Origin of the sequence: Jeongeupia naejangsanensis (genome assembly GCF_016865585.1) — a bacterium.
In the GTDB taxonomy this organism is placed as follows: Bacteria; Pseudomonadota; Gammaproteobacteria; order Burkholderiales; family Chitinibacteraceae; genus Jeongeupia; species Jeongeupia naejangsanensis.
In genome coordinates, this window is record NZ_JAESND010000009.1 from 106,563 (window position 1) to 127,279 (window position 20,717).

A 20,717-nucleotide genomic window follows, 5' to 3' on the forward strand; every position below is an offset into this window, starting at 1 on the left:
CAGGCTCAGCGGCCCAGTTCGCCGGCGCGCTCGGGCTGATACACGACGTCGAGGATCGTGACGCTGGTCGTGCCGCCACCGGGTGCCGGCCAGCTGATCTGCTGGCCGACCGACAGGCCCAGCAGCGCGCTGCCGACCGGTGCGGTGATCGAAATCTGGTCGGCCGCGCCGTTCAGGTCCTTCGGGTAACAGAGCGTCAACTCGAAGGGCTGACCCGAGCCGGCGATGTCGAAGCGCACGCGCGAGCGCATCGTCACCACGTCGGCAGGCATGTCTTCCGGTTCGAGCAGCGTTGCCCGGTCGAGTTCGGCACGCAGTGCAGCCGCACCCGGAAAGGCGCTGGCGGGCAGCGTGTCGATCAGTTCGTACAGTCGATCGGCGTCGAGCGACGACACCGTAATCGGGGGCAATGCGGACATGGGAAAGCCTCATCGGGTTGCATGAAGTCCATTAGACCGATTTGCCGGCCATTGTTCCCTGTCCGGGCGCAAGAACCGGTGGGTGCGCATGGTGCGTGGCCGTGCGGGAAGGCCGCAGCTGCCCGTATCGCGACGATTTTGTTAACATCTGAATCGTCGTGACACAGGTCGCGACACAATGCGTCTTCAGGGCGGGGCGAAATTCCCCACCGGCGGTAGGGCTCCATCTGGCAACAGGGGGGCCAAGCCCGCGAGCGCCTGCGCAAGCAGGGTCAGCAGATCCGGTCCGATTCCGGAGCCGACGGTCACAGTCCGGATGAGAGAAGACCAGGTGAGTCCGCATGCCGAAGGGCAGGCGGGCGGCCGTCTCCGACCCGGTTCCGGGTTGGCCCTGAACGCTTTCGCCAATTCTGCGGAGCGTTTCCCCGATGTCCAGGCTTGATTCCAGGTTCGACCAGTACTTTTCCTCCACCCATCCCCGGCAACGGCTCGAAGCTGCCGTCATCGCCACCGGTATCGGCCGGCCCGTCGTATTGCTCGACGACGAAGACCGTGAGAACGAAGCCGACCTGATCGTCGCAGCCGAGCGCATCGACGCCAGCAGCATGGCGCAGATGATCCGCGACGGCAGCGGCATCGTCTGCCTGTGCCTGAGCGATGCGGCATTGAACCGGTTGCAGTTGCCGCAGATGGTGACCCACAACGGCAGCCGCAACAGCACCGCGTTCGCCGTCTCGATCGAAGCGCGTGACGGCGTGTCGACCGGGGTGTCGGCCGCCGACCGTGTGACGACGATCCGTGCGGCGCTGAGCCACGATCCGGCGCAGCTCGTCAGCCCCGGCCATGTTTTTCCGCTGCGCGGTCGTCCCGGCGGCGTACTCGAACGGCGCGGCCATACCGAAGGATCGATCGAACTGGCGAAGATGGCCGGCCTGAGCGAGGCATCGGTGCTGTGCGAACTGATGAGTCCCGACGGCACGATGATGCGTGGTGACACGGTCATCGCCTACGCCGAACAGCACGGCCTGCCGGTACTGACGATCGAAGACCTGGTCTGGTACCGGCAGCAGGTGGAACAAGGCGAGGTGGCGGCTGCCGCTTGATGGAACATGGCAAGCGGCGGCTGGCCTTGTTTCAAGGGCTAGCCGCAGCTGCCAATGCCAATGTCGTTGCTGCCGAAGATGGCTGCGCTGCCCGTTGCACATTGCGGATCGCCTTGCTCGTTCCTGAATGAATAACCGGTGGGGCAAATCCCGGCAAACGCGCGCACAGATTTCAGTTCGCTCTCCGAAAGATTGGCACGCATATATTCCTGCAGTTCGGCTTTGATCTCACAGTCGCTGGTGATGTTGATGCAGATAAACAGGCCGAACAGCGTAACGGGCAGAATCGCAATTGATGCCAGTAACGGGAAAGCGCGCTTAGCGGCAAGCGCGTGAACGACGCCGATTACAGGCGGGGAGATCGACACTGTCGCTGCGACGACAAGCAACACAAGTGATGCATGGATTTCTGTTGCAGACGGGGTGTAATCCCAAGCCGACAGCCTGATTCGATAGATTGTGGCGATTGCCGCGATCAGCCAACAAGCCGCCAACAATCTTGCGTAGATTGTGAGTGTGGCTGTTGTTGCTTCATCCCTTGCGGGTTGGAAGTTGTCACTTGATGGCATGGGGTTTCTCGACGCAAGCAGGTGGTGAGAAGTCGATCAGAAGTTTTCGTTGATTCGGAATGGCGCGTGCTGAAGCCTTGGATCAAACATGCTCTCGACGCACTGCACGCGGTGCGCCTGCTCCGTTCATCCGTTTCAGGTGGCCACACGATCTGGTCTTCTAGTCGTCGGGCAGGAAGCGCTCGAGCAGGGTATTGAGGAAACGCCGGCCCTGTTCGGTCGGCTTCACGTGTTCGAGGTCGCGCTGGAGCAGGCCCTCGGCACAGGCGCGGTCGATTTCGTGGATCACACGGGTCAGTGGCAGACCGGTGCGCTCGGTGAACAGGTTCAGCGCGAAGCCATCGGTCAGCCGCAATGCGTTGAGCATGAACTCGAACGGCAGCTGTTCGAGCGTGATCGCGTCTTCGGTCTGCACTGCGCTGCCTTCGCGCATTTTCGCCAGGTAATCGGCCGGCTGCTTGTAGCGCATCTGCCGGATCACCCGGTCGGGAAAGCTGATCTTGGCGTGCGCGCCGGCGCCGATGCCGAGGTAGTCGCCGAAGCGCCAGTAGTTCAGGTTGTGCTTGGCCTGACGCTTGGGCCGGGCGAAGGCGCTGGTCTCGTAGTGCTCGAAACCGGCGGCGGCCAGTCTTGCCTCGATCGCGTCCTGCATGTCGGCGGCGAGGTCGTCGTCGGGGACTGCGGGCGGGTAGCGGTGGAACAGCGTGTTCGGCTCCAGCGTCAGATGGTAGGCGCTGACGTGGGTCGAGCCGGCGGCGATGGCCGTGTCGATGTCGGCCAGCGCCTCGGCCAGCGTCTGCTGCGGCAGCGCGTACATCAGGTCGAGGTTGAAGTTGTCGAAGTGGCGGTGGGCGATTTCGATCGCGCGATGCGCCGCGTCGCGGTCGTGGATGCGGCCGAGCGCCTTGAGCTTGGCGTCGTCGAAGCTCTGGATGCCGATCGACAGCCGGTTGATGCCGGCGTCGGCGAAGCCGGCGAACTTGTCGGCCTCGAACGTCCCCGGGTTGGCTTCGAGCGTGATTTCAGCGTCGGGCAACAGCTTGACCCGCGCGCGGATCGCCGCGAGCAGCCGGTCCATCGATTCGGCCGAGAACAGGCTCGGCGTGCCGCCGCCCATGAAGATCGACGTCACCGGCCGGCCCCAGACCAGCGGCAGACAGGATTCGAGATCGGCGATCAGCGCGTCGATGTACTGCGATTCGAGCGTTGCATCGAGCCGGCCGTCGTCGCCGCTGCCGCCACTTCCGCCAAACTTGAGGGCATGCGAATTGAAGTCGCAGTACGGGCACTTCTTCACGCACCACGGGAAATGGATGTACAGCGCCAGCGGCGGCAGCGCGGTCAGGCCCCAGTTGCTGCGGGTGGTCGGTAAAGCGATTTTCGTCATCGGGATGTCATTCGCGCCCGGCGTACGGGTTGCGCAGCGCATCGACCAGCTTGTGCAGCACGTCCTTCATCTGCGCTTCGGAGACTTCCATCAGGATGCCGTCCTCGAGCGCGTCCTGCAGCAGCTGGGCGATTTCGTCGAGATTCTCGTTCATAACCTTGACCTTTTCGGTGCACGATACGACAGAGCCGTCGTCGCGGTGCCAGATCGCGTAGCGGGCTTCGTTGCTGCACGCGCTCATAGCTGCGTTTCCCTGAGCTTGTCGACGAGCTGACGCAGTGCGCGGCCGCGGTGCGAGATCGCGGCCTTCTCGTCGGCGCTGATTTCGGCGACGGTGCGGTCGTATTGCGGCAGCAGGAACAGCGGGTCATAGCCGAAACCGCCGTCGCCGCGCGGCGCCTCGATGATCGTGCCGGCACAGGTGCCGTCGGCGATCAGCGGTTGCGGGTCGGCTTCGGAGCGCACCAGCACCAGCGCTGCGTAGTAATAGGCACTGCGATCGGTGTGGTTGGCGATTTCGGCCAGCAGTTTTTCATTGTTGCGCGCATCCGATTTCGGCTCGCCGGCGAAGCGCGCCGAGTACACGCCCGGTGCACCACCGAGTGCGTGGACGCAGATGCCCGAGTCGTCGGCCAGCGCCGGCAGGCCGGTGATGCGGCTGGCGTGGCGGGCTTTCCGTAGCGCGTTTTCGATGAAGGTGCCGAAGGGCTCATCGCATTCGGGGACGTTCAACTCGCCCTGCGGAATGATCTCGAGCCCGAGCGGGGCGAGCAGATGGCGGAATTCGCGGATCTTGCCGGCATTGTTGCTGGCGAGGACGATTTTTTGCATGGTCATGGCCGAATTCAATAGGTTTTCTTGGTCAGCGTGAGCAGGTCGTTGTCACGCTTCATCTGGAAGCGGTTCAGTGCGCTGTTGCCGAGCAGGGCGATATCGAGGGTGTCGCCGTTCTGTACCGATACATCGACGTCGTAGAGCATCACGTTGCCAATCTGTACCTGTGGCACCTTGGTGATCCAGACGCTGATCTTGCCGTTGGCGGTGCTGGCCATGCCTTCGCGGCCCTTGCGGTAGTCGATCTTCATTTTGTCGGCGACGCTGCTGCTCAGCGAGATGAAGCTCGCACCCGTGTCGACGACGGCTTTCTGCGCGATACCGTTGATGCGCAGGTCGGTATAGAAATGGCCCCCGCGATCGGCAGTCAACGTCAGGCTGCCGCCGCTGGTGTCGCGTCCGCCGCTGACCGTGTAGCCCTCGCCCAGGACGAGGCGCTTCTGTGCGCCGCCGGCGTCGATCGTCGCGGCATCGCTGTTCAGGGCCAGCAGTTTGATGCTGCCGATGCTCTGGCCGACCGAGACGGTGCGTTGTGCGCCGTCGATATTCAGGATGGCCTTGTTGCCGAGGACGGCCATCAGCGTGATGTTGGTCGCGAATGCGGCCGGGGCGAGCAGGGTAACGGCGAGGGCGGCGGCAAGCTTCATGCGGGCGAGGACTCCGGGGTTTGCATTTGCGCCAGTGCGGCTTCGATCAGTGGCCAGCTGGCATCTTTGAGCAGTTTGGCGTCAGAAAGCGTTCTGCGCCAGCCGCGCGCGCCGCGCTCGCCCTGGTACAGGCCGAGTACATGGCGGGTGACGAAGCGCAACGGCGTGCCGGCCTTGAGTTCGGCTTCGACGAAGGGGCGCAGCGCGTGCATCACCGCCTCGCGGCTTTGCGGCCGCCAGTCGCCGCCGTAGTAGCGTGCGTCGACGTCGGCAAGCATCCACGGGTTGTGATACGCCTCGCGGCCAACCATCACGCCGTCAACGTGCGCAAGGTGCGTGGCGATGTCGTCGTGGGTCGTGATGCCGCCGTTGATGAGGATTTCCAGTTGCGGGAAGTCGCGTTTCAGCCGGTAGACATAGTCGTACTTCAGCGGCGGAATGTCGCGGTTTTCCTTCGGGCTCAGGCCCTTGAGAATGGCGTTGCGGGCGTGGACGATGAAGGTGTTCACACCGGCGGCGGCGTGGACGTGGCCGACGAAGTCGCGAAGGAACTCGTAATCCTCGAGCGCATCGATGCCGATCCGGTGCTTGACGGTCACGTCGATCCCGCAGGCATCGCGCATTGCTTTCAGGCAGTCGGACACCAGCCGCGGTTCGAGCATCAGGCAGGCGCCGAAGCTGCCGGACTGCACCCGCTCGGACGGGCAGCCGACGTTGAGGTTGACCTCGTCATAGCCCCAGTCTTCGGCGATTTTCGCACATTTGGCCAGATCGGCCGGGTCCGAGCCGCCGAGCTGCAGCGCCAGCGGATTCTCGACGTCGTCGAAGCGCAGATGGCGCATCTTGTCGCCGTGCAGGATCGCGCCGGTATTGACCATCTCGGTGTACAGCCAGGCGTCGCGGCTCAGTTCGCGGGCGAAGCGGCGGTAGAAGCGGTCGGTCCAGTCGAGCATCGGTGCGATGGAAAAGCGCCGTGACGGCCGTTTCACTGCATCGTTCATGCTGCCAGCGCCGCCTTCTGGGCCGCGATCAGTTCGCGGATGCCGGCGTCGGCCAGATCGAGCAACGCATTCATTTCGTCGCGCGAGAACGGTACGCCTTCGGCGGTGCCCTGGACTTCGATGAACTGGCCGCTGTCGGTCATCACCACGTTCATGTCGGTTTCGCAGTCCGAATCTTCCGGATAGTCGAGGTCGAGCACCGGCGTGTCCTGATAGACGCCGACCGAGATGGCGGCAACGTGCTGGCGGATCGGGCTGATTTCGAGCTTGCCGGCCCTGATCAGGCCGTTGATGGCGTCGGTCAGCGCGACGAAGGCGCCGGTGATGCTGGCGGTGCGGGTGCCGCCGTCGGCCTGGATCACGTCACAGTCGATGACGATCTGGCGCTCGCCCAGCGCTGCCATGTCGACGACGGCGCGCAAGGACCGGCCGATCAGACGCTGGATTTCCTGGGTGCGTCCCGACTGTTTGCCGGCAGCGGCTTCGCGTTTCATCCGGCTGTTGGTCGAGCGCGGAAGCATGCCGTATTCGGCCGTCACCCAGCCCTGACCCTTGCCGCGCAGGAAGGGCGGCACGTTTTCTTCGACGCTGGCGGTGCAGAGCACCTTGGTATCGCCGAATTCGACCAGCACGCTGCCTTCGGCATGGCGGGTGTAGTTGCGGGTGAGACGGACAGGGCGCAGCTGCGCGGGGGTACGGCCGGACGGGCGCATGATCATCCTTGGTTCAATCGAATCAAGGGATTATACCGCCGGGGTGGCGGCCGGCCGCGCGAATATTGCCCGGCCGTTTTACTTCGAATACTTGGCGATGGCCGCCTGGATTTCGGCGATGGCGTTTTCGATGTCGTCGTCGGTGAAATCGCCGCCATCCTTGGCGGTCATCGGATCGACGTGGGTCGCGATCGTGTGCAGGTCGAGCTTTTGCGTCGAGACGAAGGCGTCGCCGCTGATTTCCTTCTCGTCGGCATCGTGCCAGTTGATCGCCAGCGCCGAGAGGTTGTCGCCGAACTTGCCGCCGCGCAGCTCGGCACGGTCCATCAGTTGCGGCACCGCGAACAGCACCGGGAAGGCGCCGAGGAAGTGGGCGAGTTCGTCGTCTTCAAGCGAGCCCCACAGCCCGTCCGAACACAGGAGCAGCGTGTCGCCGTCCGACAGCGCGATCTTGCCGCCTAGGTCGATCTCGGGCGGGTAGACGCCGCCGAGACAGGAGTAGATCTTGTTCTTTTCCGGATGGACGCGGGCTTCTTCTTCGGTGATCTTGCGCTCGTCGAGCAGGCGCCGCACCTTGGAGTGGTCGCGCGTTTGCGCCAGCACCTTGCTGCCGCGCAGCAGGTAGAGCCGCGAGTCGCCGACGTGCGCCCAGTAGGCGATGCCGTCCTGGACGATGCAGGCCACACAGGTGGTGCGCGGAATTTCGAGCATCTCCTTGCGTGCGGCGTAGTCGTAAATCGCTTCGTGGCAGCGCTGGAAACTGTCGGCAAGGAACTGCAGCGGATTGGCCAGCGCAGGCTGCGCCTTCTGCTCGAACTGGTCGGTGAGCAGCTCGACCGCCAGTTGCGCGGCGACCTCGCCGTGCAGGTGGCCGCCCATGCCGTCGGCGACGACCAGCAGCAGCGCATCGCGGCTGTACGAGTAGCCGACGCGGTCCTGGTTGTTCTTTCGCGCGCCGCAGCGCGAATCCTGGAATACGGTGAATTTCATTCGATCCCCCGGTCAGGCTTGATGGTCAGCTTGCGCCACGCGAGCTGGACGGTCCGGATCAGGCCGGGCTTGCGTGCCGGCGGTGATGCGGCTTCGATCAGCGCCTTCTGCAGCTGCGGCACGCTTTGCGGGCGTGCGGTCGGATCGAGCAGCAGGCACTGGTGAATCAGGTCGAGCAGTTCGGGCGAGTAGCGGTCGCCGTAGGCGGCGCGCAGGTCGACCAGCTTGTCGGCGCGCGACCGGGCGTCGGCCGGTTGCGGCGCGGTGCCGGCGAGGCAGGCGAACATCGATGCGCCGACGCCGTAGATGTCGGTCCACGGGCCGAGTTCGTTCTTCTTGTTGTACTGCTCCGGCGCGGCAAAGCCCGGCGTGTACATCGGCGTGAGCTTGGCGTGTTCCTGCGTCAGCGTCTGCCGTGCCGAGCCGAAGTCGAGCAGCACCGGCGATCCGTCCTTGCGGACGTAGATGTTCGCCGGCTTGATGTCGAGGTGCAGCAGCTTGTTCAGGTGGACTTCGCGCAGGCCGTTGAGCAGGTGGAAGAACACGTGGCGGATCAGCTTCTCGTCGACGCCTTCGCGTTCGTGCTTGAGCTGGATTTCCTTTTGCAAGGTGCGGCCGCGCTCGTACTCCATCACCATGTAGACGGTGTCGTTGGCGCGGAAGAAATTCAGCACCCGGACGATGTTCGGATGCTGGATGCGCGCCAGCGTCTTGCCTTCCTCGAAGAAGCACTTGAGGCCGTGACGGAACATCGCCAGATTCTCGTCGCTGGTGGCTTCGACGCGTTCACCCTCGCAGCGGAGCGCGAGTGAATTTGGCAGATACTCCTTGATCGCGACCGGATAATCGTTTTCGTCGTGCGCGAGGTAGACGATACTGAAGCCGCCAGCTGACAAGAGCTTGGCGATCGTATAGTTCTGCAGCTGGTAGCCGCGCGAGAGCGGCTGATTACTCGGTGTCGCCATCCGTGTTTTTATACTGGCATTGCCTGATCGGTCTGCGCCGATTCTGAGTGCCGCCCCGGTGAAAGTAAAGTTGCGTGGCTCACGCTGTTTCACCGGTGCACCCGCTTGACCACAAGGAGTTCCAATGATTTTCAGCATGACCGGTTATGCCAACGCCCAGCGAGAGCTGTTGCTGGGCACGCTCAGCGTCGAAGTACGCGCGGTCAACCACCGTTTTCTCGATCTGTCGCTGCGGCTCGGTGAAGACCTGCGCGCGTTCGAGGGCACGATTCGCGAACGCATCGGCGCCGCGCTGACCCGCGGCAAGGTCGAATGCCGTGCCTATTTCAATGCCCAGGCCGCCGGCTCGGCCAAGCTGCAGCTCAACCGGGCGTTGCTCGAAGAGTTGCTGCGCGTCAGCGCCGAAGCGGGCGAGGTGATCGGCAGCGGTGAAAAACTCAAGCTGGGCGAGCTGTTGCGCTGGCCCGGCGTGCTGGCGCAGGAGGCACCGCAGGACGATGCACTCGGCGAAACGCTGGCTGCGCTGCTCGACGCTGCGCTGGTCGATTTCAAGGCCAGCCGCGCGCGCGAAGGAGAAAAGCTCAAGGACCACCTGCTCGAGCGCATTACCGGTATGGAAGCGATCGTCGCCGACGTCAAACCGCGCATTCCGGCACTGGTCGCCGATTACGAGGCCCGGCTGACCGCGCGTTTCGTCGAGGCGATCGGTTCGGCCGACGATGACCGGATCCGCCAGGAAATCGTCGTGTTTGCGCAGAAGATCGACGTCGACGAAGAGCTGTCGCGCCTGACCGCGCACTTTTCGGAAATCCGCCGCATCCTGCAAAAAGGCGGGGCGGTCGGCAAGCGGCTCGACTTCCTGATGCAGGAACTGAACCGCGAAGCCAACACGCTGGGTTCGAAGTCGGTATCGGCCGAGACCAGCCGGGCGTCGATCGAGCTCAAGGTGCTGATCGAGCAGATGCGCGAGCAGATCCAGAACATCGAGTAAACCTGCCGCTTGCACAGTGTCGGCCGGCTGCGTGGTGGAGGCCGGCCCACGGCGGCGTTTTCGATGCCGCCCGCCTATGCTACGCTGCCTGTAATTTTCTTACGGAATTGATCCGCGATGACCCAAGGCAACATTCTCGTCGTCACCGCGCCGTCGGGCGCCGGCAAAACCACGCTGGTTGCCGCGCTGCTCGCCGCCGACGCCAATGTCCAGCTGTCGATCTCGTTCACCTCGCGCGCACCGCGCGCCGGCGAGGTCGATGGCAAGGACTACCGTTTTGTCGATCGTGCAACGTTCGAAGCCATGATCGCCGCAGGCGAGCTGCTCGAATACGCCGAGGTCTACGGCAACTACTACGGCACGTCGAAAGCGTGGATCAACGAAGCACGCCAGTCCGGTCGCGACATCCTGCTCGAGATCGACACACAGGGCGCCGCGCAGGTGCGCGAACTGTTTCCCGATGCGATCGGCCTCTTCGTGCTGCCGCCGTCGCTCGATGTGCTCGAACAGCGGCTGAAGAACCGCGGCAAGGACGCCGATGACGTGATCGCCCGCCGCATGGCCGAGGCGCGTGCCGAAATCGGCCACGCCGGCGAGTTCGATTACCTGATCGTCAACGAGTACATCGACGAGGCCGTGCGCGACATCGTCAGCATCGTGCGCGCCGAGCGTCTGCGCGAACCGCTGCAGACCGAACGTCACGCGCAACTGCTCGCCAGCCTCAAGGGCTGATCGTCACCCGGGGGCTCTGGTAGAATGGCCCCATCTATCGCCTGATCCGGCGATTTCACTGATTTGGAGTAAATGACATGGCCCGTGTGACCGTTGACGATTGCCTGCCGAACATCGAAAACCGCTTCGACCTGACACTGGCTGCCGCTTACCGTGCCCGCCAGATTGCCAATGGCTCGACCCCGCAGGTCGACAATCCGGGCAAGGACAAGCCGACCGTGCTGGCACTGCGCGAAGTCGCGTCCGGCCTCGTCGGTCGCGACATCCTCAACCGCAACCGCATCTGACCGGTTGTGGAGCCGGCCCGGCGTGTCCGGGCCGCGAACAACGATGAAACGACGGTGTCGCCACGCTGACGACCCGGCCTGCCCGCACCGGCAGGCAAAGGCGGGCACATGCCCGCGATAAGCCCGCACGAACTCCCCGAGCTGGCTACCCAGGCGCCGCATGTCCTCGATGCGGCCAACAGCTTCCTGTCCGACGACACCGGCTACCTGAAGCCGGAAGACCGCGAGTTCCTCGCCCGCGCGTTCAAGTTCTCCGAAATCGCCCACCGCGGCCAGTCGCGCCAGTCTGGCGAGCCGTACATCTCGCATCCGCTCGCCGTTGCAACGATCCTGACCGCGTGGCATCTCGATGCGCAGGCGCTCGCCGCCGCGCTGATGCACGACGTGGTCGAAGACACCGGCGTCTCCAAGCTCGAGATCACCGAGAAGTTCGGCCGACATGTCGCCGATCTGGTCGATGGCATGAGCAAGATCGAGAAGCTCGAGTTCCAGAGCAAGGAAGAGGCGCAGGCCGAAAACTTCCGCAAGATGCTGCTGGCGATGGCGCGCGACTTGCGGGTGATCCTGATCAAGCTTGCCGACCGGCTGCACAACATGCGCACGATGGATGCGATGCGGCCGGACAAGCAGAAGCGCATCGCCCGTGAAACGATGGAGATCTATGCGCCGATCGCCAACCGCATCGGCCTGAACGCGGTCTATCAGGAACTGGACGACCTGTCGTTCAAGTACATGCACCCGCGGCGTTACGCGGTGCTGAGCAAGGCGCTGAAGGCCGCCCGCGGCAACCGCCGCGAGGTGGTCGGCAAGATTCTCGACGCGGTGCGGGCGCAACTGATGGGCGCCGGGCTCGACGCGACGGTGTCGGGTCGAGAGAAAAACCTCTTCAGCATCTACCGCAAGATGCAGGAGAAATCGCTGTCGTTCTCCGAAGTCCTCGACATCTACGCCTTCCGCGTCATCGTCAAGGACGTGCCGACCTGCTATCTGGCACTCGGCGCGCTGCACGGGCTGTTCAAGCCCATCGCCGGCAAGTTCAAGGACTACATCGCGATCCCGAAGTCCAACGGTTACCAGAGCCTGCACACGACGCTGTTCGGGCCGTACGGGACGCCGATCGAGATCCAGATCCGCACTGCCGAAATGCACCGGATCGCCGATGCCGGCGTCGCCAGTCACTGGATGTACAAGAGCGGCGACGAGACGTTCTCGGACGTGCAGCAGAAGACCCACCAGTGGCTGCAGAGCCTGCTGGAGCTGCAGTCCGAATCCGGCGATGCGGTCGAATTCCTCGAACACATCAAGGTCGACCTGTTCCCGGATCAGGTCTACGTGTTCACGCCGAAGGGCAAGATACTGTCGATGCCGGCCGGTGCGACCTGTGTCGACTTCGCCTACGCGGTGCATTCGGACATCGGCGACCGCTGCATCGCGGCCAAGATCAACCACGAGCTGGTGCCGCTGCGCGCCAAGCTCAAGAATGGCGATCAGGTCGAAATCGTCACTGCCGCGCATGCCAAGCCGAATCCGAGCTGGCTGACCTTCGTCACTACCGGCAAGGCGCGCAGCCACATTCGCCACTTCCTCAAGAGCATGCGTTTCGAGGAGTCGGTGACGCTGGGTGAACGCCTGCTCGAACAGGGGTTCTCGACCCTGCACCACGCGGCCGTCGAACTCGACGACGACGTCTGGGACCGCTACGTCAAGGAAAATGGCGCGCGTGACAAGGCCGAGATACTGGCGGACATCGGTCTGGGCAAGCGATTGGCCGTGGTGGTGGTCAAGCGGCTGCTGCAGCTCGCCGGATTGTGGCGTGACGAAAGCGGTGGCGGACGCCGGACGGCGGCGATGACGATCCGCGGCACCGAGGGCATGGCGGTGCAGTTCGGCCGCTGTTGCAACCCGATTCCGGGTGATCCGATTCTCGGCATCGTCAAGAAGGATCAGGGCCTCGTCATTCATACCCACGACTGTCCGCTGCTCGCCAAGGGACATGTCGACGCCGAGAAACTGATCGACGTCGAATGGGATCCGCTGGTCGAGCGTTACTTCGACGTGCCGGTGCGGGTGCTGGCCGACAACCAGCGCGGCGTGCTGGGGCAGATCGCCACGGCAATCGGTGACGCCGAGGCCAATATCGGCGCGGTCACCACGCAGGAGGCCGAGGGCGAGCGTTACGTTCAGGTCCAGTTCACGCTGCAGGTGCACGATCGCGTGCATCTGGCCAAGGTGATGCGCCGCTTGCGTCAGCTGCCGGTGATCTACCGCTTGCAGCGGGTTCGCGCCTGAGCGGCATCAAAGTCTGACGCTTCGCGCGTGCTAAAATCGGCGCCATTCGCAATCCTGCCAAGGCCGCGTCGTGATCCAGCTGTCCATCAATGGCGAAGCCAAGGCTTTCGCCGCCCCGCTGACCGTTTCCGAACTGATCCAGGTGCTTGAGCTGACCGGCAAGCGCGTCGCGATCGAGCGCAACGGCGAGATCGTGCCGCGCAGCACGCACGCGGCAACGCAGCTCGTCGACGGCGATGTGCTCGAGATGGTGGTTGCTGTCGGTGGTGGCTGAGCAATGATCGCGCGCAGCTGGCATGGTGTCGTTCCGGCGCGGCACGGTGATGCGTTTGCCGCCTACCTGCAGCAGACCGGGGTCGCCGAGAGCACGACTTTGAACGGCAACCTGGGCGCCTTCGTGCAGCGGGTCGAGCAGGACGGCTACACGCATTTCTTCCTGCTGACCTACTGGGCCGACTGGGCCGCCATCCATGATTTCGCTGGCCCGCAGCCGCACATTGCCGTCACGTATCCCGAGGACGCACGTTTCGGCCTGATTTCCGATCCCATCGTTGTCCACCAGCAGGTGGACGCGGTGACGCCGTGGCTGACTGCCGCCGCGGCCTCCTGAATCGCTACTTCGCTTCAAAAGGGAACAGCATGTCTGACGTTTTCCAGATCGCCGGCAAAACCTACAACTCGCGCCTGCTGGTCGGTACCGGCAAGTACAAGGATTTCGACGAAACCCGACGTGCGATCGACGCATCGGGGGCCGAGATCGTCACCGTGGCGATACGTCGGGTCAACATCGGCCAGAACGCAAACGAGCCGAGCCTGCTCGACTACCTGCCGCCAAGCGAGTTCACCTATCTGCCGAATACGGCTGGCTGCTATTCGGCCGATGATGCGATCCGCACCTTGCGGCTGGCGCGCGAGCTGCTCGACGACCACAAGCTGGTGAAGCTCGAAGTGCTCGGCGACCCGAACACGCTTTACCCGAACGTGCGCGAAACGCTCAAGGCCGCCGAAGTGCTGGTCAAGGAAGGTTTCGACGTGATGGTCTACACCTCCGATGATCCGATTGTTGCGCGTGAACTCGAGCAGATCGGCTGCTGCGCGATCATGCCGCTGGCCTCGTTGATCGGCTCGGGCATGGGGATTCTGAATCCGTGGAACCTGCGGCTGATCATCGAGCAATCGAAAGTGCCGGTACTGGTCGACGCTGGCGTCGGTACCGCGTCCGATGCGACCGTCGGCATGGAGCTGGGCTGCGACGGCGTGCTGATGAACACCGCGATCGCTGCTGCCAAGGACCCGGTCCGGATGGCGTACGCGATGAAGCTGGCGGTCGAAGCCGGCCGCGAGGCTTTCCTCGCAGGGCGGATGCCGAAGAAGCTCTACAGCGCCGATCCGTCGAGCCCGCTTTTCGGTATGATCAGCAGCAAGTAAGCAAGCTTGCCAATTCAAAAGGCGGTCGACGACCGCCTTTTTTCATATCCAGGAGTCACGCATGACCACGGTCCGCTATGCCAGCCTCGATGATCTCGATCTGCTGGTGCCCTTGTTCGATGCCTATCGGCAGTTCTACAAGCAGGCGAGCGACGTCGACGGCGTGCGCGCCTATCTGGGTGAGCGGCTGGCCTTGCGCGAATCGGTGTTGCTGCTCGCCGAAGCCGGCGGTCATCCGGTCGGTTTCGTCCAGCTGTTTCCGTTGTTCAGCTCGGTCGGCATGCGGCGGGTCTGGCTGCTCAACGACCTGTTCGTCCTTGAGGCGGCACGCGGGCAGGGGGCGGCGCGGGCGCTGATGGGCAAGGCGCGCGACCATGCACAGGCGACCGGCGCGGCCAGCCTGCGGTTGTCGACGGCGCATGCCAATCACGCGGCGCAGGCGCTGTACGAATCGCTCGGTTACCAGCGCGATTCCGAGTTCCAGGGCTATGCGCTGAAGCTGTAGCAACGCACTGACTTTGGCCTTACACTCTGGCGCTTTTTTGAGCCGGAGTACGCGATGTCTACTGCTGCAGACAAGGATGGAGGGGCGCACGACGTGGTCGTGCGTTACGCCAGTCTCGATGATCTCGACCGGCTTGCGCCGCTGTTCGACGCGTATCGCGTGTTCTACGAACAAGCGAGCGATCCTGCCCTTGCCCGGGCTTTTCTGGCCGAGCGCCTGAATCTGGGCGAGTCGGTGCTGCTGCTGGCCGAAACCGGTGGTGTGGCGTGCGGTTTCATCCAGCTCTATCCCTACTTCAGCTCGATTGCTGCGACGCGGGCGTGGAGCCTGATGGATCTCTACGTGGCCGAATCCGCGCGCGGCGCCGGCGTGGCGCGGCTGCTGATGAACAAGGCCGCCGCGCACGCGCGGGCCACCGGTGCCTCGCACCTCGAGCTGTCGACCGCGCACACCAATACGCGCGCGCAGGCGCTGTACGAATCGCTCGGCTACGAGCTGGATACCGTCTACCGCTACTACAGCCTGCTGCTCTGAGGTACTGCGGACGGCGGGGAACGCCGGTTATAATCGCGCCATCGTTGAAAAGCGCCGCTTTGCGGCGCTTTTGCTTGGAAGCTTGATTGGAAAGGTCATGGAAAATCCGAACTATATGCGCCGCATCCGCAGCTTCGTGCTGCGTCAGGGCCACCTGTCGGCCGGGCAGGAACGCGCGCTGGCCGATTTCGGTCCGCGTTTCTGCATCCCGTACGCTGCCGAAGCGCTCGATCTGACTGCGGCATTCGGCCGTGAAGCACCGCGCGTGCTGGAAATCGGCTTCGGCATGGGCCAGGCCACCGCCGAGATTGCCGCCGGCCGTCCCGATACCGATTTCCTTGGTGTCGAAGTGCACACGCCCGGCGTCGGTAGCCTGCTGAAGCTGATCGGCGAGCAGGGCATCGGCAACATCCGCATCGTCCAGCATGACGCGGTCGAAGTGATCGAGCACATGCTGACGCCGGATAGCCTCGACGGCGTGCACATCTACTTCCCGGACCCGTGGCACAAGAAACGCCACAACAAGCGCCGGCTGGTGCAGCCTGATTTCATCAAGCAGCTGCTGTCGCGGGTCAAGGTTGGCGGTTACCTGCATCTGGCGACCGACTGGGAAGACTATGCGGTGCAGATGCTCGAGGTCCTGTCCGCCGAGCCGCTGCTCGAAAATACCGCCGACGGCTACGCGCCGCGCCCGGACTATCGGCCGCTGACCAAGTTCGAGAACCGCGGCATCAAGCTGGGCCATGGCGTGTGGGATCTGGTATTCCGCCGCAAGGCCGGCTGATCTAGACTCGCAGCATCTCCCGCCGGAAGTCCGCGCATGTCCCTCTCCCGATTCGCCGCCATGCTCGCCCTAATGTCCGGCGCCGCACAGGCGGCCGACGACGTCACCGTCACGCCGCTGGACAGCGCGCAGCTGGGCCGGCAGACGGTCGACGTCGACCGGGCGCTGGCGGTAACGATGACGCCCCGGACCGAACCGCTTCCGGCTCGGTTCGACGCGCCGGTCCCGGCCGCCGAAGCGGTGATGCAGACCACCGCGCAGCCCGTCGCACCGCAGCCGGTGGCTGCCGAAGCGCCGGCACCCAAGGCGCCGCCGCAGCGCCTGTTCAAGCGCTCGGTCGTCGTGCTGCCGTTCGTGGTCCGTCAGCCCGGGCAGATCGCCGATCTGCCGCAATTTCTCGAGGGCACGCAGGACATCCTGCGGCGCAGTCTCGACACCGGCGGCAAGCTCAATGCGCGGATCGCAGCCGGAGAGGGGGCGTTCATGCTGCAACCGGGCAGCGTCGACGTGCAGTGGAAGCCCGAGCGCGTGCGCGAGCTGGCGCGCCGCTACGGCAGCCAGTTTGTCGTTGCCGGCGTGGTCGACGACGCGTCGACCGAGGGAACGCGTTTCATGCCGGCGATCGGCACGCAGGTCAAACCCGGCGAGAGCAAGCTGTCGCTGAGCCTGCCGATCGTGGATTTCTTCGGGTTCGGCCTCAAGCGAACGCCGGCATCACGCAATTTCGACGCCACGCTTTACCTGTTCGACGGTGTGTCGGGCGCCATGCTTGGCCGCTATCCGCTGCAGGCGAACGCCGGTGGCGACGTGCTCGGCGATCCCCGTCAGGCCGTGGCCGGTGTCGGCTTCGTCAGTGGCGATTATGGCCAGGTGGTTGCCGCACAGCTGGGCAGCGCCGCCAATGTGATTGCCGAAGCCATCCGCTGCCAGCCGTTCTCGGCCCGGGTCGTCGGTCTGTCGCAGGGCCAAGTCGTGCTCGACGCCGGGACGGCGGCAGGGCTGCGCCCGGGTGACACGCTGCAGCTTTACCGGCTGCGCAGCTTCCAGTTGCCGGTCGACAGCCTCAATGGCGACCCGGCGCAACGGCTCGGCATGATCGAGGATCGCGGCAGCGTGCTGACCATCGAACAGATCCAGCCACTGATGTCGCTGGCGAAGATCGCCGGTCCGCAGCCCGAAGTGGGCGACTATGCACGCTGGGATGGTGCCGGCCACTGAGCACCGGACGATGAACGATGATGCCGCAGCACGACATGCCGGCTCACGTTGACACGGATTACTTGCAGGCGGCTTCCTGAAGTTGCGCCCCGCGCAGCTGGCTGCTGGCCTTCAGCAGTTTCTGTTGCTGATCCGGCGTGACCCTGGCGGTGACAAAGCTCGTCGGCTTCAGGCCGTCGTCGCGCTCACGGACCACCGCCGAGCGCACGCCCTTGGCCTGAAGCTGGGCCAAGCGACGATCGCCCGCCTCCCGGCTTGAAAAGACACCGAGCGAGATGGCGTTCTGCCAGCGTTTGCCGTCGTTGACGACCAGATAGTCGTCGACGCCGAGTTCTGCCAGCTGTGCGGCTTTCTGCTTGGCCGTTTCGAGGTCGGCCATCGGCGGGATGTAGACCCAGACCCGGGCGTTGTCACCGCTGCCGTGCTCCTGTGCGGCAATGCCGAGCGCCTTGAGTTTGCCGCGCGCGGTATCGACGTCGGGACCGCTCAGGCCGGCCCAGCGCAGGCAGACGCCTGCGGTATCGGCTTGTGCCTGCGCCGGTGGCGTCGGCTTGGGGCCAGGCTTCGGAGTCGGAGTCGGAGTCGGAGTCGGAGTCGGAGTCGGAGTCGGAGTCGGAGTCGGAGTCGGAGTCGGAGTCGGAGCGGGCTGGCTGGCCGCAGTCGACGCAGGTGAAACCGGCGTGTTGTCGATCTGGGCAAGGTTGACTGTCCTGACCTGGCTCGCAGCGACTTCGGGGGCACGCACCTCACCGCCCGGCCGGTTGGGGGCAAGGCGGGTGTAGCCGAAGTACAGCAGGTTGAGCGCGACGAGCGCGGCCAGAAACCATTTCATCGTGCGGCTATCCGTGGTCGGGTCAGGGGGCGGGGCGGGTGGCGGGTTGGGCGAAGGCCAGCGCGGCCAGCCCGTGAAGCACGAGATTATCGACCAGCGTCGCCGGTGTGTTAAGCAAGGCGGCCAGTTGTGATGCATCGCCGCCCGCCAGCAGCAATCGCGGTGTCTCGCCACGAGCCTGCAGACGCCCGACCATCGCGTCGATGCTGGCTGCCAGCGCGGTGCGGATGCCGGTTTCGATCGCGTCTTCGGTCGACGTCGGATAGTCGTGCACGCGACCTTCGGCATCGGGCAGTCGGGCGGTGCCGGTGGCAAGCGCGCGTTTCATCAGACGGTAGCCGGGCAGGATCATGCCGCCGAGAAAGACGCCGTCGGCGGTCAGTGCGTCGACGGTCAGCGCGGTGCCGGCGCTGGCGATGACCAGTGCTTCACCGGGAAAGCGGGCGCGTGCGCCGAGCACCGCCGCCCAGCGGTCGGGACCTTGCTGTTCGAGCCGGCGATAGCGGTTCTCGACGCCAAGCGCCTGACGTGACGGCGCCAGCCAGTCTATCTTGCAACCCCAGTGCGCCGTGGCAAAGGTATCGAGTTGCTCGCGCAAGGCCGGTGCGGCCACGCAGGCGCCGTGAACGGTACCCGGCGCGGGCATTGCCCGCCATGCCGCAAACGCGGTATCGAGCTGGTCGTGCGCGGCGTCACCCTGCGCGAGCCAGTCGCCGCAGGTGTCTGCCGTGGCCCATTTGAGGCGGGTATTGCCGAGGTCGAGGAACAGCGTGCTCATCGTGCTGGCTCCGTACGCCGCAGGCTTAGATCACCGGTATGGACGACCAGTTCGCCCGCATCGGTCGCCAGACGCAAGGAGCCGTCGTCGGCCAGTCCGGCCAGCGTGCCGGCGCGCCGGCTGCCGTCGGGGGCGATCAGTTCGACCTGCTGGCCGTGCCACGCGCTGAAGGCTTCCCAGCGCGGTTTGAACGGGGCAAAGCCGTGGACGGTGAATTCGTTCAGGCCACGCTCGAGCGCGGCCAGCAGCCGGGCCAGCAGGACGTTGCGTTCGGGGATGGCGCCGTGGTCGGCCAGACCGGCACAGGCCTGATCGGTCACCGCCGCCGGGGCGATAAGGTTGAGGCCGATGCCGATGACCGCGTCGGTCGGGCCCATTGCATCGCCGGCGATTTCGATCAGGATGCCGCCGACCTTGGCGCCGTCCAGCAGCAGATCGTTGGGCCACTTGAGCTGCACGCCGGTGTCGCGCAAGGCGTCGGCAACGATGGCACCGACCGCCAGCGACAGGCCGGACAGGCTGGCGGTGCCGCCTTCGAAGCGCCATGCGAGCGAAAACATCATGCTGCCACCGAGCTGGGCCAGCCAGCGGCGCCCCAGCCGGCCGCGACCGCCGTCCTGCCATTCGGCGACCAGCGCCCTGGCGTGGACCGGTGCGGCCAGCAGACGTCGATTGGTCGAGTCGGTGCGCTGGACGATATCGACGTCGATCCGGCTGCCTTCGGGCAGCGCGGCCAGCACCTGCGCACGGTCTAGCCAGTCGATCGGCGCACTCAGCCTGTAGCCGGCGCCGGTACGGCGGGTCAGCGTGATGCCGTAGTCTTCGGCGCTGGCAAGCGCGGTCGAGACGCTGGCGCGGGAGACGCCGAGCGACGCGGCGATGTCGGCACCGGAGGTGAAGTGTTCGGCGCTGAGGAAATGCAGACAGGTAAGGGTATCGGCCATGGCGGCGATTTTAGAGCAGCTGGCGAAAACCTGCAGGCCGGTCCCGGTTTTCGACGGGGCTGACAGCCGGGACGGCTCGCCGGTTTTTTTGCCAGCGAAAGCGTCGGCATGGGCCGGGCAAAGAAAAACGCCCCGCTACGGTCAGCGGGGCGTCGGGACCGGGGACCGCGTTTACAGCGTTTCGATCGTGTGGTTCTGGTTCGTATAGATGCACAGGTCGCCGGCGATCTCGAGCGACTTCTTCACGACAACGTCGGCCGGCAGATCGGTGTTGAGGAACAGCGCGCGCGCGGCCGATTCGGCGTAGGCGCCGCCCGATCCGATCGCAGCGATGCCTTCCTCTGGTTCGAGCACGTCGCCATTGCCGGTGATCACCAGCGTCTGGGTCTTGTCGGCGACGATCAGCATCGCTTCGAGCCGGCGCAGCATCCGGTCGGTGCGCCAGTCCTTGGCGAGTTCGACCGCAGCGCGGGTCAACTGGCCCTGGTGTTTTTCCAGCTTGGCCTCGAAGCGCTCCATCAGCGTGAAGGCGTCTGCGGTGCCGCCGGCGAAGCCGACGATGACGCGATCGTTGTAGAGCTTGCGCACCTTGCGCGCCGTGCCCTTGATGACGATGTTGCCGAGCGTGACCTGGCCGTCACCGCCGACCGCGACGTGTTCGCCGCGCCGGACCGATACGATCGTGGTGCCGTCAAATTGCTGCATGCTGTGTTCCGCCGGAATGAATGATTCAAAACAAATGGGGCCCCAAGGGCCCCGGTTCAAGT

The 20,717-nt window shown here is 64.8% G+C and carries 26 protein-coding genes and 1 riboswitch; of the genes, 12 read left to right on the top strand and 14 right to left on the bottom strand.

The features are described from left to right. Positions 1–5: 5 nt before the first annotated feature. Complete coding sequence (gene rnk, locus JMJ54_RS15770) at positions 6–419, bottom strand: nucleoside diphosphate kinase regulator (protein WP_203539514.1); 414 nt, start codon at positions 417–419, stop codon at positions 6–8. A 178-nt stretch (positions 420–597) separates the two neighbouring features. After that, positions 598–751: riboswitch (FMN riboswitch) on the top strand. A 96-nt stretch (positions 752–847) separates the two neighbouring features. Between rnk and ribB the strand changes: the two genes are divergently transcribed. After that, positions 848–1,522 (top strand): 3,4-dihydroxy-2-butanone-4-phosphate synthase, encoded by a 675-nt coding sequence (gene ribB / locus JMJ54_RS15775; protein WP_203539515.1) that lies wholly within the window; start codon positions 848–850, stop codon positions 1,520–1,522. A gap of 38 nt (positions 1,523–1,560) precedes the next feature. Here ribB and JMJ54_RS15780 read toward each other — a convergent pair whose 3' ends face one another. From JMJ54_RS15780 to JMJ54_RS15820, 9 genes are all read right to left on the bottom strand, one after another. Continuing rightward, entirely contained in the window at positions 1,561–2,091 is a 531-nt protein-coding gene (locus JMJ54_RS15780; protein WP_203539516.1) for a hypothetical protein, read from the bottom strand. A 160-nt stretch (positions 2,092–2,251) separates the two neighbouring features. After that, positions 2,252–3,478, bottom strand: coding sequence for a radical SAM family heme chaperone HemW (gene hemW, locus JMJ54_RS15785; protein WP_203539517.1), 1,227 nt, complete (start codon positions 3,476–3,478; stop codon positions 2,252–2,254). Positions 3,479–3,485: 7 nt separating this feature from the next. Continuing rightward, a complete protein-coding gene (locus JMJ54_RS15790) occupies positions 3,486–3,719 on the bottom strand; it encodes a hypothetical protein (RefSeq protein WP_203539518.1) in 234 nt (77 codons plus the stop codon). Then, positions 3,716–4,309, bottom strand: coding sequence for an RdgB/HAM1 family non-canonical purine NTP pyrophosphatase (gene rdgB, locus JMJ54_RS15795; RefSeq protein ID WP_373310156.1), 594 nt, complete (start codon positions 4,307–4,309; stop codon positions 3,716–3,718). Before rdgB ends, JMJ54_RS15790 begins: the two co-directional genes overlap by 4 nt. Positions 4,310–4,323: 14 nt before the next feature. After that, on the bottom strand, positions 4,324–4,959 hold the full coding sequence (locus JMJ54_RS15800; protein WP_203539520.1) for a retropepsin-like aspartic protease family protein: 636 nt from the start codon (positions 4,957–4,959) through the stop codon (positions 4,324–4,326). Further along, entirely contained in the window at positions 4,956–5,960 is a 1,005-nt protein-coding gene (dusA, locus tag JMJ54_RS15805; RefSeq protein WP_203539521.1) for a tRNA dihydrouridine(20/20a) synthase DusA, read from the bottom strand. The genes JMJ54_RS15800 and dusA overlap by 4 nt, the downstream gene beginning before the upstream one ends. Continuing rightward, positions 5,957–6,673: a ribonuclease PH gene (gene rph, locus JMJ54_RS15810; protein WP_203539522.1), complete on the bottom strand. Its 717-nt coding sequence runs from the start codon at positions 6,671–6,673 to the stop codon at positions 5,957–5,959. Before rph ends, dusA begins: the two co-directional genes overlap by 4 nt. Before the next feature lie 78 nt (positions 6,674–6,751). Next, positions 6,752–7,663, bottom strand: a complete 912-nt coding sequence (locus JMJ54_RS15815) for a PP2C family protein-serine/threonine phosphatase (RefSeq protein ID WP_203539523.1) — start codon at positions 7,661–7,663, stop codon at positions 6,752–6,754. After that, positions 7,660–8,628 carry a serine/threonine protein kinase gene (locus tag JMJ54_RS15820; protein WP_203539524.1) on the bottom strand — a complete coding sequence of 323 codons (969 nt, stop codon included), beginning with the start codon at positions 8,626–8,628 and terminating at the stop codon, positions 7,660–7,662. The genes JMJ54_RS15815 and JMJ54_RS15820 overlap by 4 nt, the downstream gene beginning before the upstream one ends. A gap of 124 nt (positions 8,629–8,752) precedes the next feature. Here JMJ54_RS15820 and JMJ54_RS15825 point away from each other — a divergent pair, with 124 nt between their 5' ends. The 11 genes from JMJ54_RS15825 to JMJ54_RS15875 all read left to right on the top strand — a co-directional run bounded on the left by JMJ54_RS15825 (position 8,753) and on the right by JMJ54_RS15875 (position 17,396). Continuing rightward, positions 8,753–9,619 (top strand): YicC/YloC family endoribonuclease, encoded by an 867-nt coding sequence (locus JMJ54_RS15825; RefSeq protein ID WP_203539525.1) that lies wholly within the window; start codon positions 8,753–8,755, stop codon positions 9,617–9,619. A 117-nt stretch (positions 9,620–9,736) separates the two neighbouring features. Beyond that, entirely contained in the window at positions 9,737–10,351 is a 615-nt protein-coding gene (gene gmk / locus JMJ54_RS15830) for a guanylate kinase (RefSeq protein WP_203539526.1), read from the top strand. A 77-nt stretch (positions 10,352–10,428) separates the two neighbouring features. Next, positions 10,429–10,638, top strand: a complete 210-nt coding sequence (gene rpoZ / locus JMJ54_RS15835; RefSeq protein ID WP_070532495.1) for a DNA-directed RNA polymerase subunit omega — start codon at positions 10,429–10,431, stop codon at positions 10,636–10,638. Between the two features lie 108 nt (positions 10,639–10,746). Beyond that, positions 10,747–12,927, top strand: coding sequence for a RelA/SpoT family protein (locus JMJ54_RS15840; protein ID WP_203539527.1), 2,181 nt, complete (start codon positions 10,747–10,749; stop codon positions 12,925–12,927). A 70-nt stretch (positions 12,928–12,997) separates the two neighbouring features. Next, positions 12,998–13,201 carry a sulfur carrier protein ThiS gene (gene thiS / locus JMJ54_RS15845; RefSeq protein WP_308438023.1) on the top strand — a complete coding sequence of 68 codons (204 nt, stop codon included), beginning with the start codon at positions 12,998–13,000 and terminating at the stop codon, positions 13,199–13,201. A gap of 3 nt (positions 13,202–13,204) precedes the next feature. After that, positions 13,205–13,537 (top strand): hypothetical protein, encoded by a 333-nt coding sequence (locus JMJ54_RS15850; protein ID WP_203539528.1) that lies wholly within the window; start codon positions 13,205–13,207, stop codon positions 13,535–13,537. Between the two features lie 29 nt (positions 13,538–13,566). Next, positions 13,567–14,355 (top strand): thiazole synthase, encoded by a 789-nt coding sequence (locus JMJ54_RS15855; RefSeq protein ID WP_203539529.1) that lies wholly within the window; start codon positions 13,567–13,569, stop codon positions 14,353–14,355. A gap of 61 nt (positions 14,356–14,416) precedes the next feature. Further along, a complete protein-coding gene (locus JMJ54_RS15860; protein WP_203539530.1) occupies positions 14,417–14,860 on the top strand; it encodes a GNAT family N-acetyltransferase in 444 nt (147 codons plus the stop codon). A 54-nt stretch (positions 14,861–14,914) separates the two neighbouring features. Then, positions 14,915–15,394, top strand: coding sequence for a GNAT family N-acetyltransferase (locus JMJ54_RS15865; protein ID WP_203539531.1), 480 nt, complete (start codon positions 14,915–14,917; stop codon positions 15,392–15,394). 97 nt (positions 15,395–15,491) lie between these two features. After that, entirely contained in the window at positions 15,492–16,178 is a 687-nt protein-coding gene (gene trmB / locus JMJ54_RS15870) for a tRNA (guanosine(46)-N7)-methyltransferase TrmB (RefSeq protein ID WP_203539532.1), read from the top strand. A gap of 36 nt (positions 16,179–16,214) precedes the next feature. After that, positions 16,215–17,396 (top strand): flagella assembly protein FlgT middle domain-containing protein, encoded by a 1,182-nt coding sequence (locus JMJ54_RS15875; protein ID WP_203539533.1) that lies wholly within the window; start codon positions 16,215–16,217, stop codon positions 17,394–17,396. A 58-nt stretch (positions 17,397–17,454) separates the two neighbouring features. On the opposite strand, the gene JMJ54_RS15880 is transcribed toward JMJ54_RS15875, so the two are convergent. From JMJ54_RS15880 to hslV, 4 genes are all read right to left on the bottom strand, one after another. Next, complete coding sequence (locus tag JMJ54_RS15880) at positions 17,455–18,228, bottom strand: SPOR domain-containing protein (protein WP_203539534.1); 774 nt, start codon at positions 18,226–18,228, stop codon at positions 17,455–17,457. A 22-nt stretch (positions 18,229–18,250) separates the two neighbouring features. Then, positions 18,251–19,006 carry a type III pantothenate kinase gene (locus JMJ54_RS15885; RefSeq protein WP_203539535.1) on the bottom strand — a complete coding sequence of 252 codons (756 nt, stop codon included), beginning with the start codon at positions 19,004–19,006 and terminating at the stop codon, positions 18,251–18,253. Beyond that, positions 19,003–19,950 (bottom strand): biotin--[acetyl-CoA-carboxylase] ligase, encoded by a 948-nt coding sequence (locus JMJ54_RS15890; RefSeq protein WP_203539536.1) that lies wholly within the window; start codon positions 19,948–19,950, stop codon positions 19,003–19,005. The genes JMJ54_RS15885 and JMJ54_RS15890 overlap by 4 nt, the downstream gene beginning before the upstream one ends. A 171-nt stretch (positions 19,951–20,121) precedes the next feature. After that, positions 20,122–20,655 carry an ATP-dependent protease subunit HslV gene (gene hslV / locus JMJ54_RS15895; protein ID WP_189461757.1) on the bottom strand — a complete coding sequence of 178 codons (534 nt, stop codon included), beginning with the start codon at positions 20,653–20,655 and terminating at the stop codon, positions 20,122–20,124. Between the last annotated feature and the right edge of the window lie 62 nt (positions 20,656–20,717).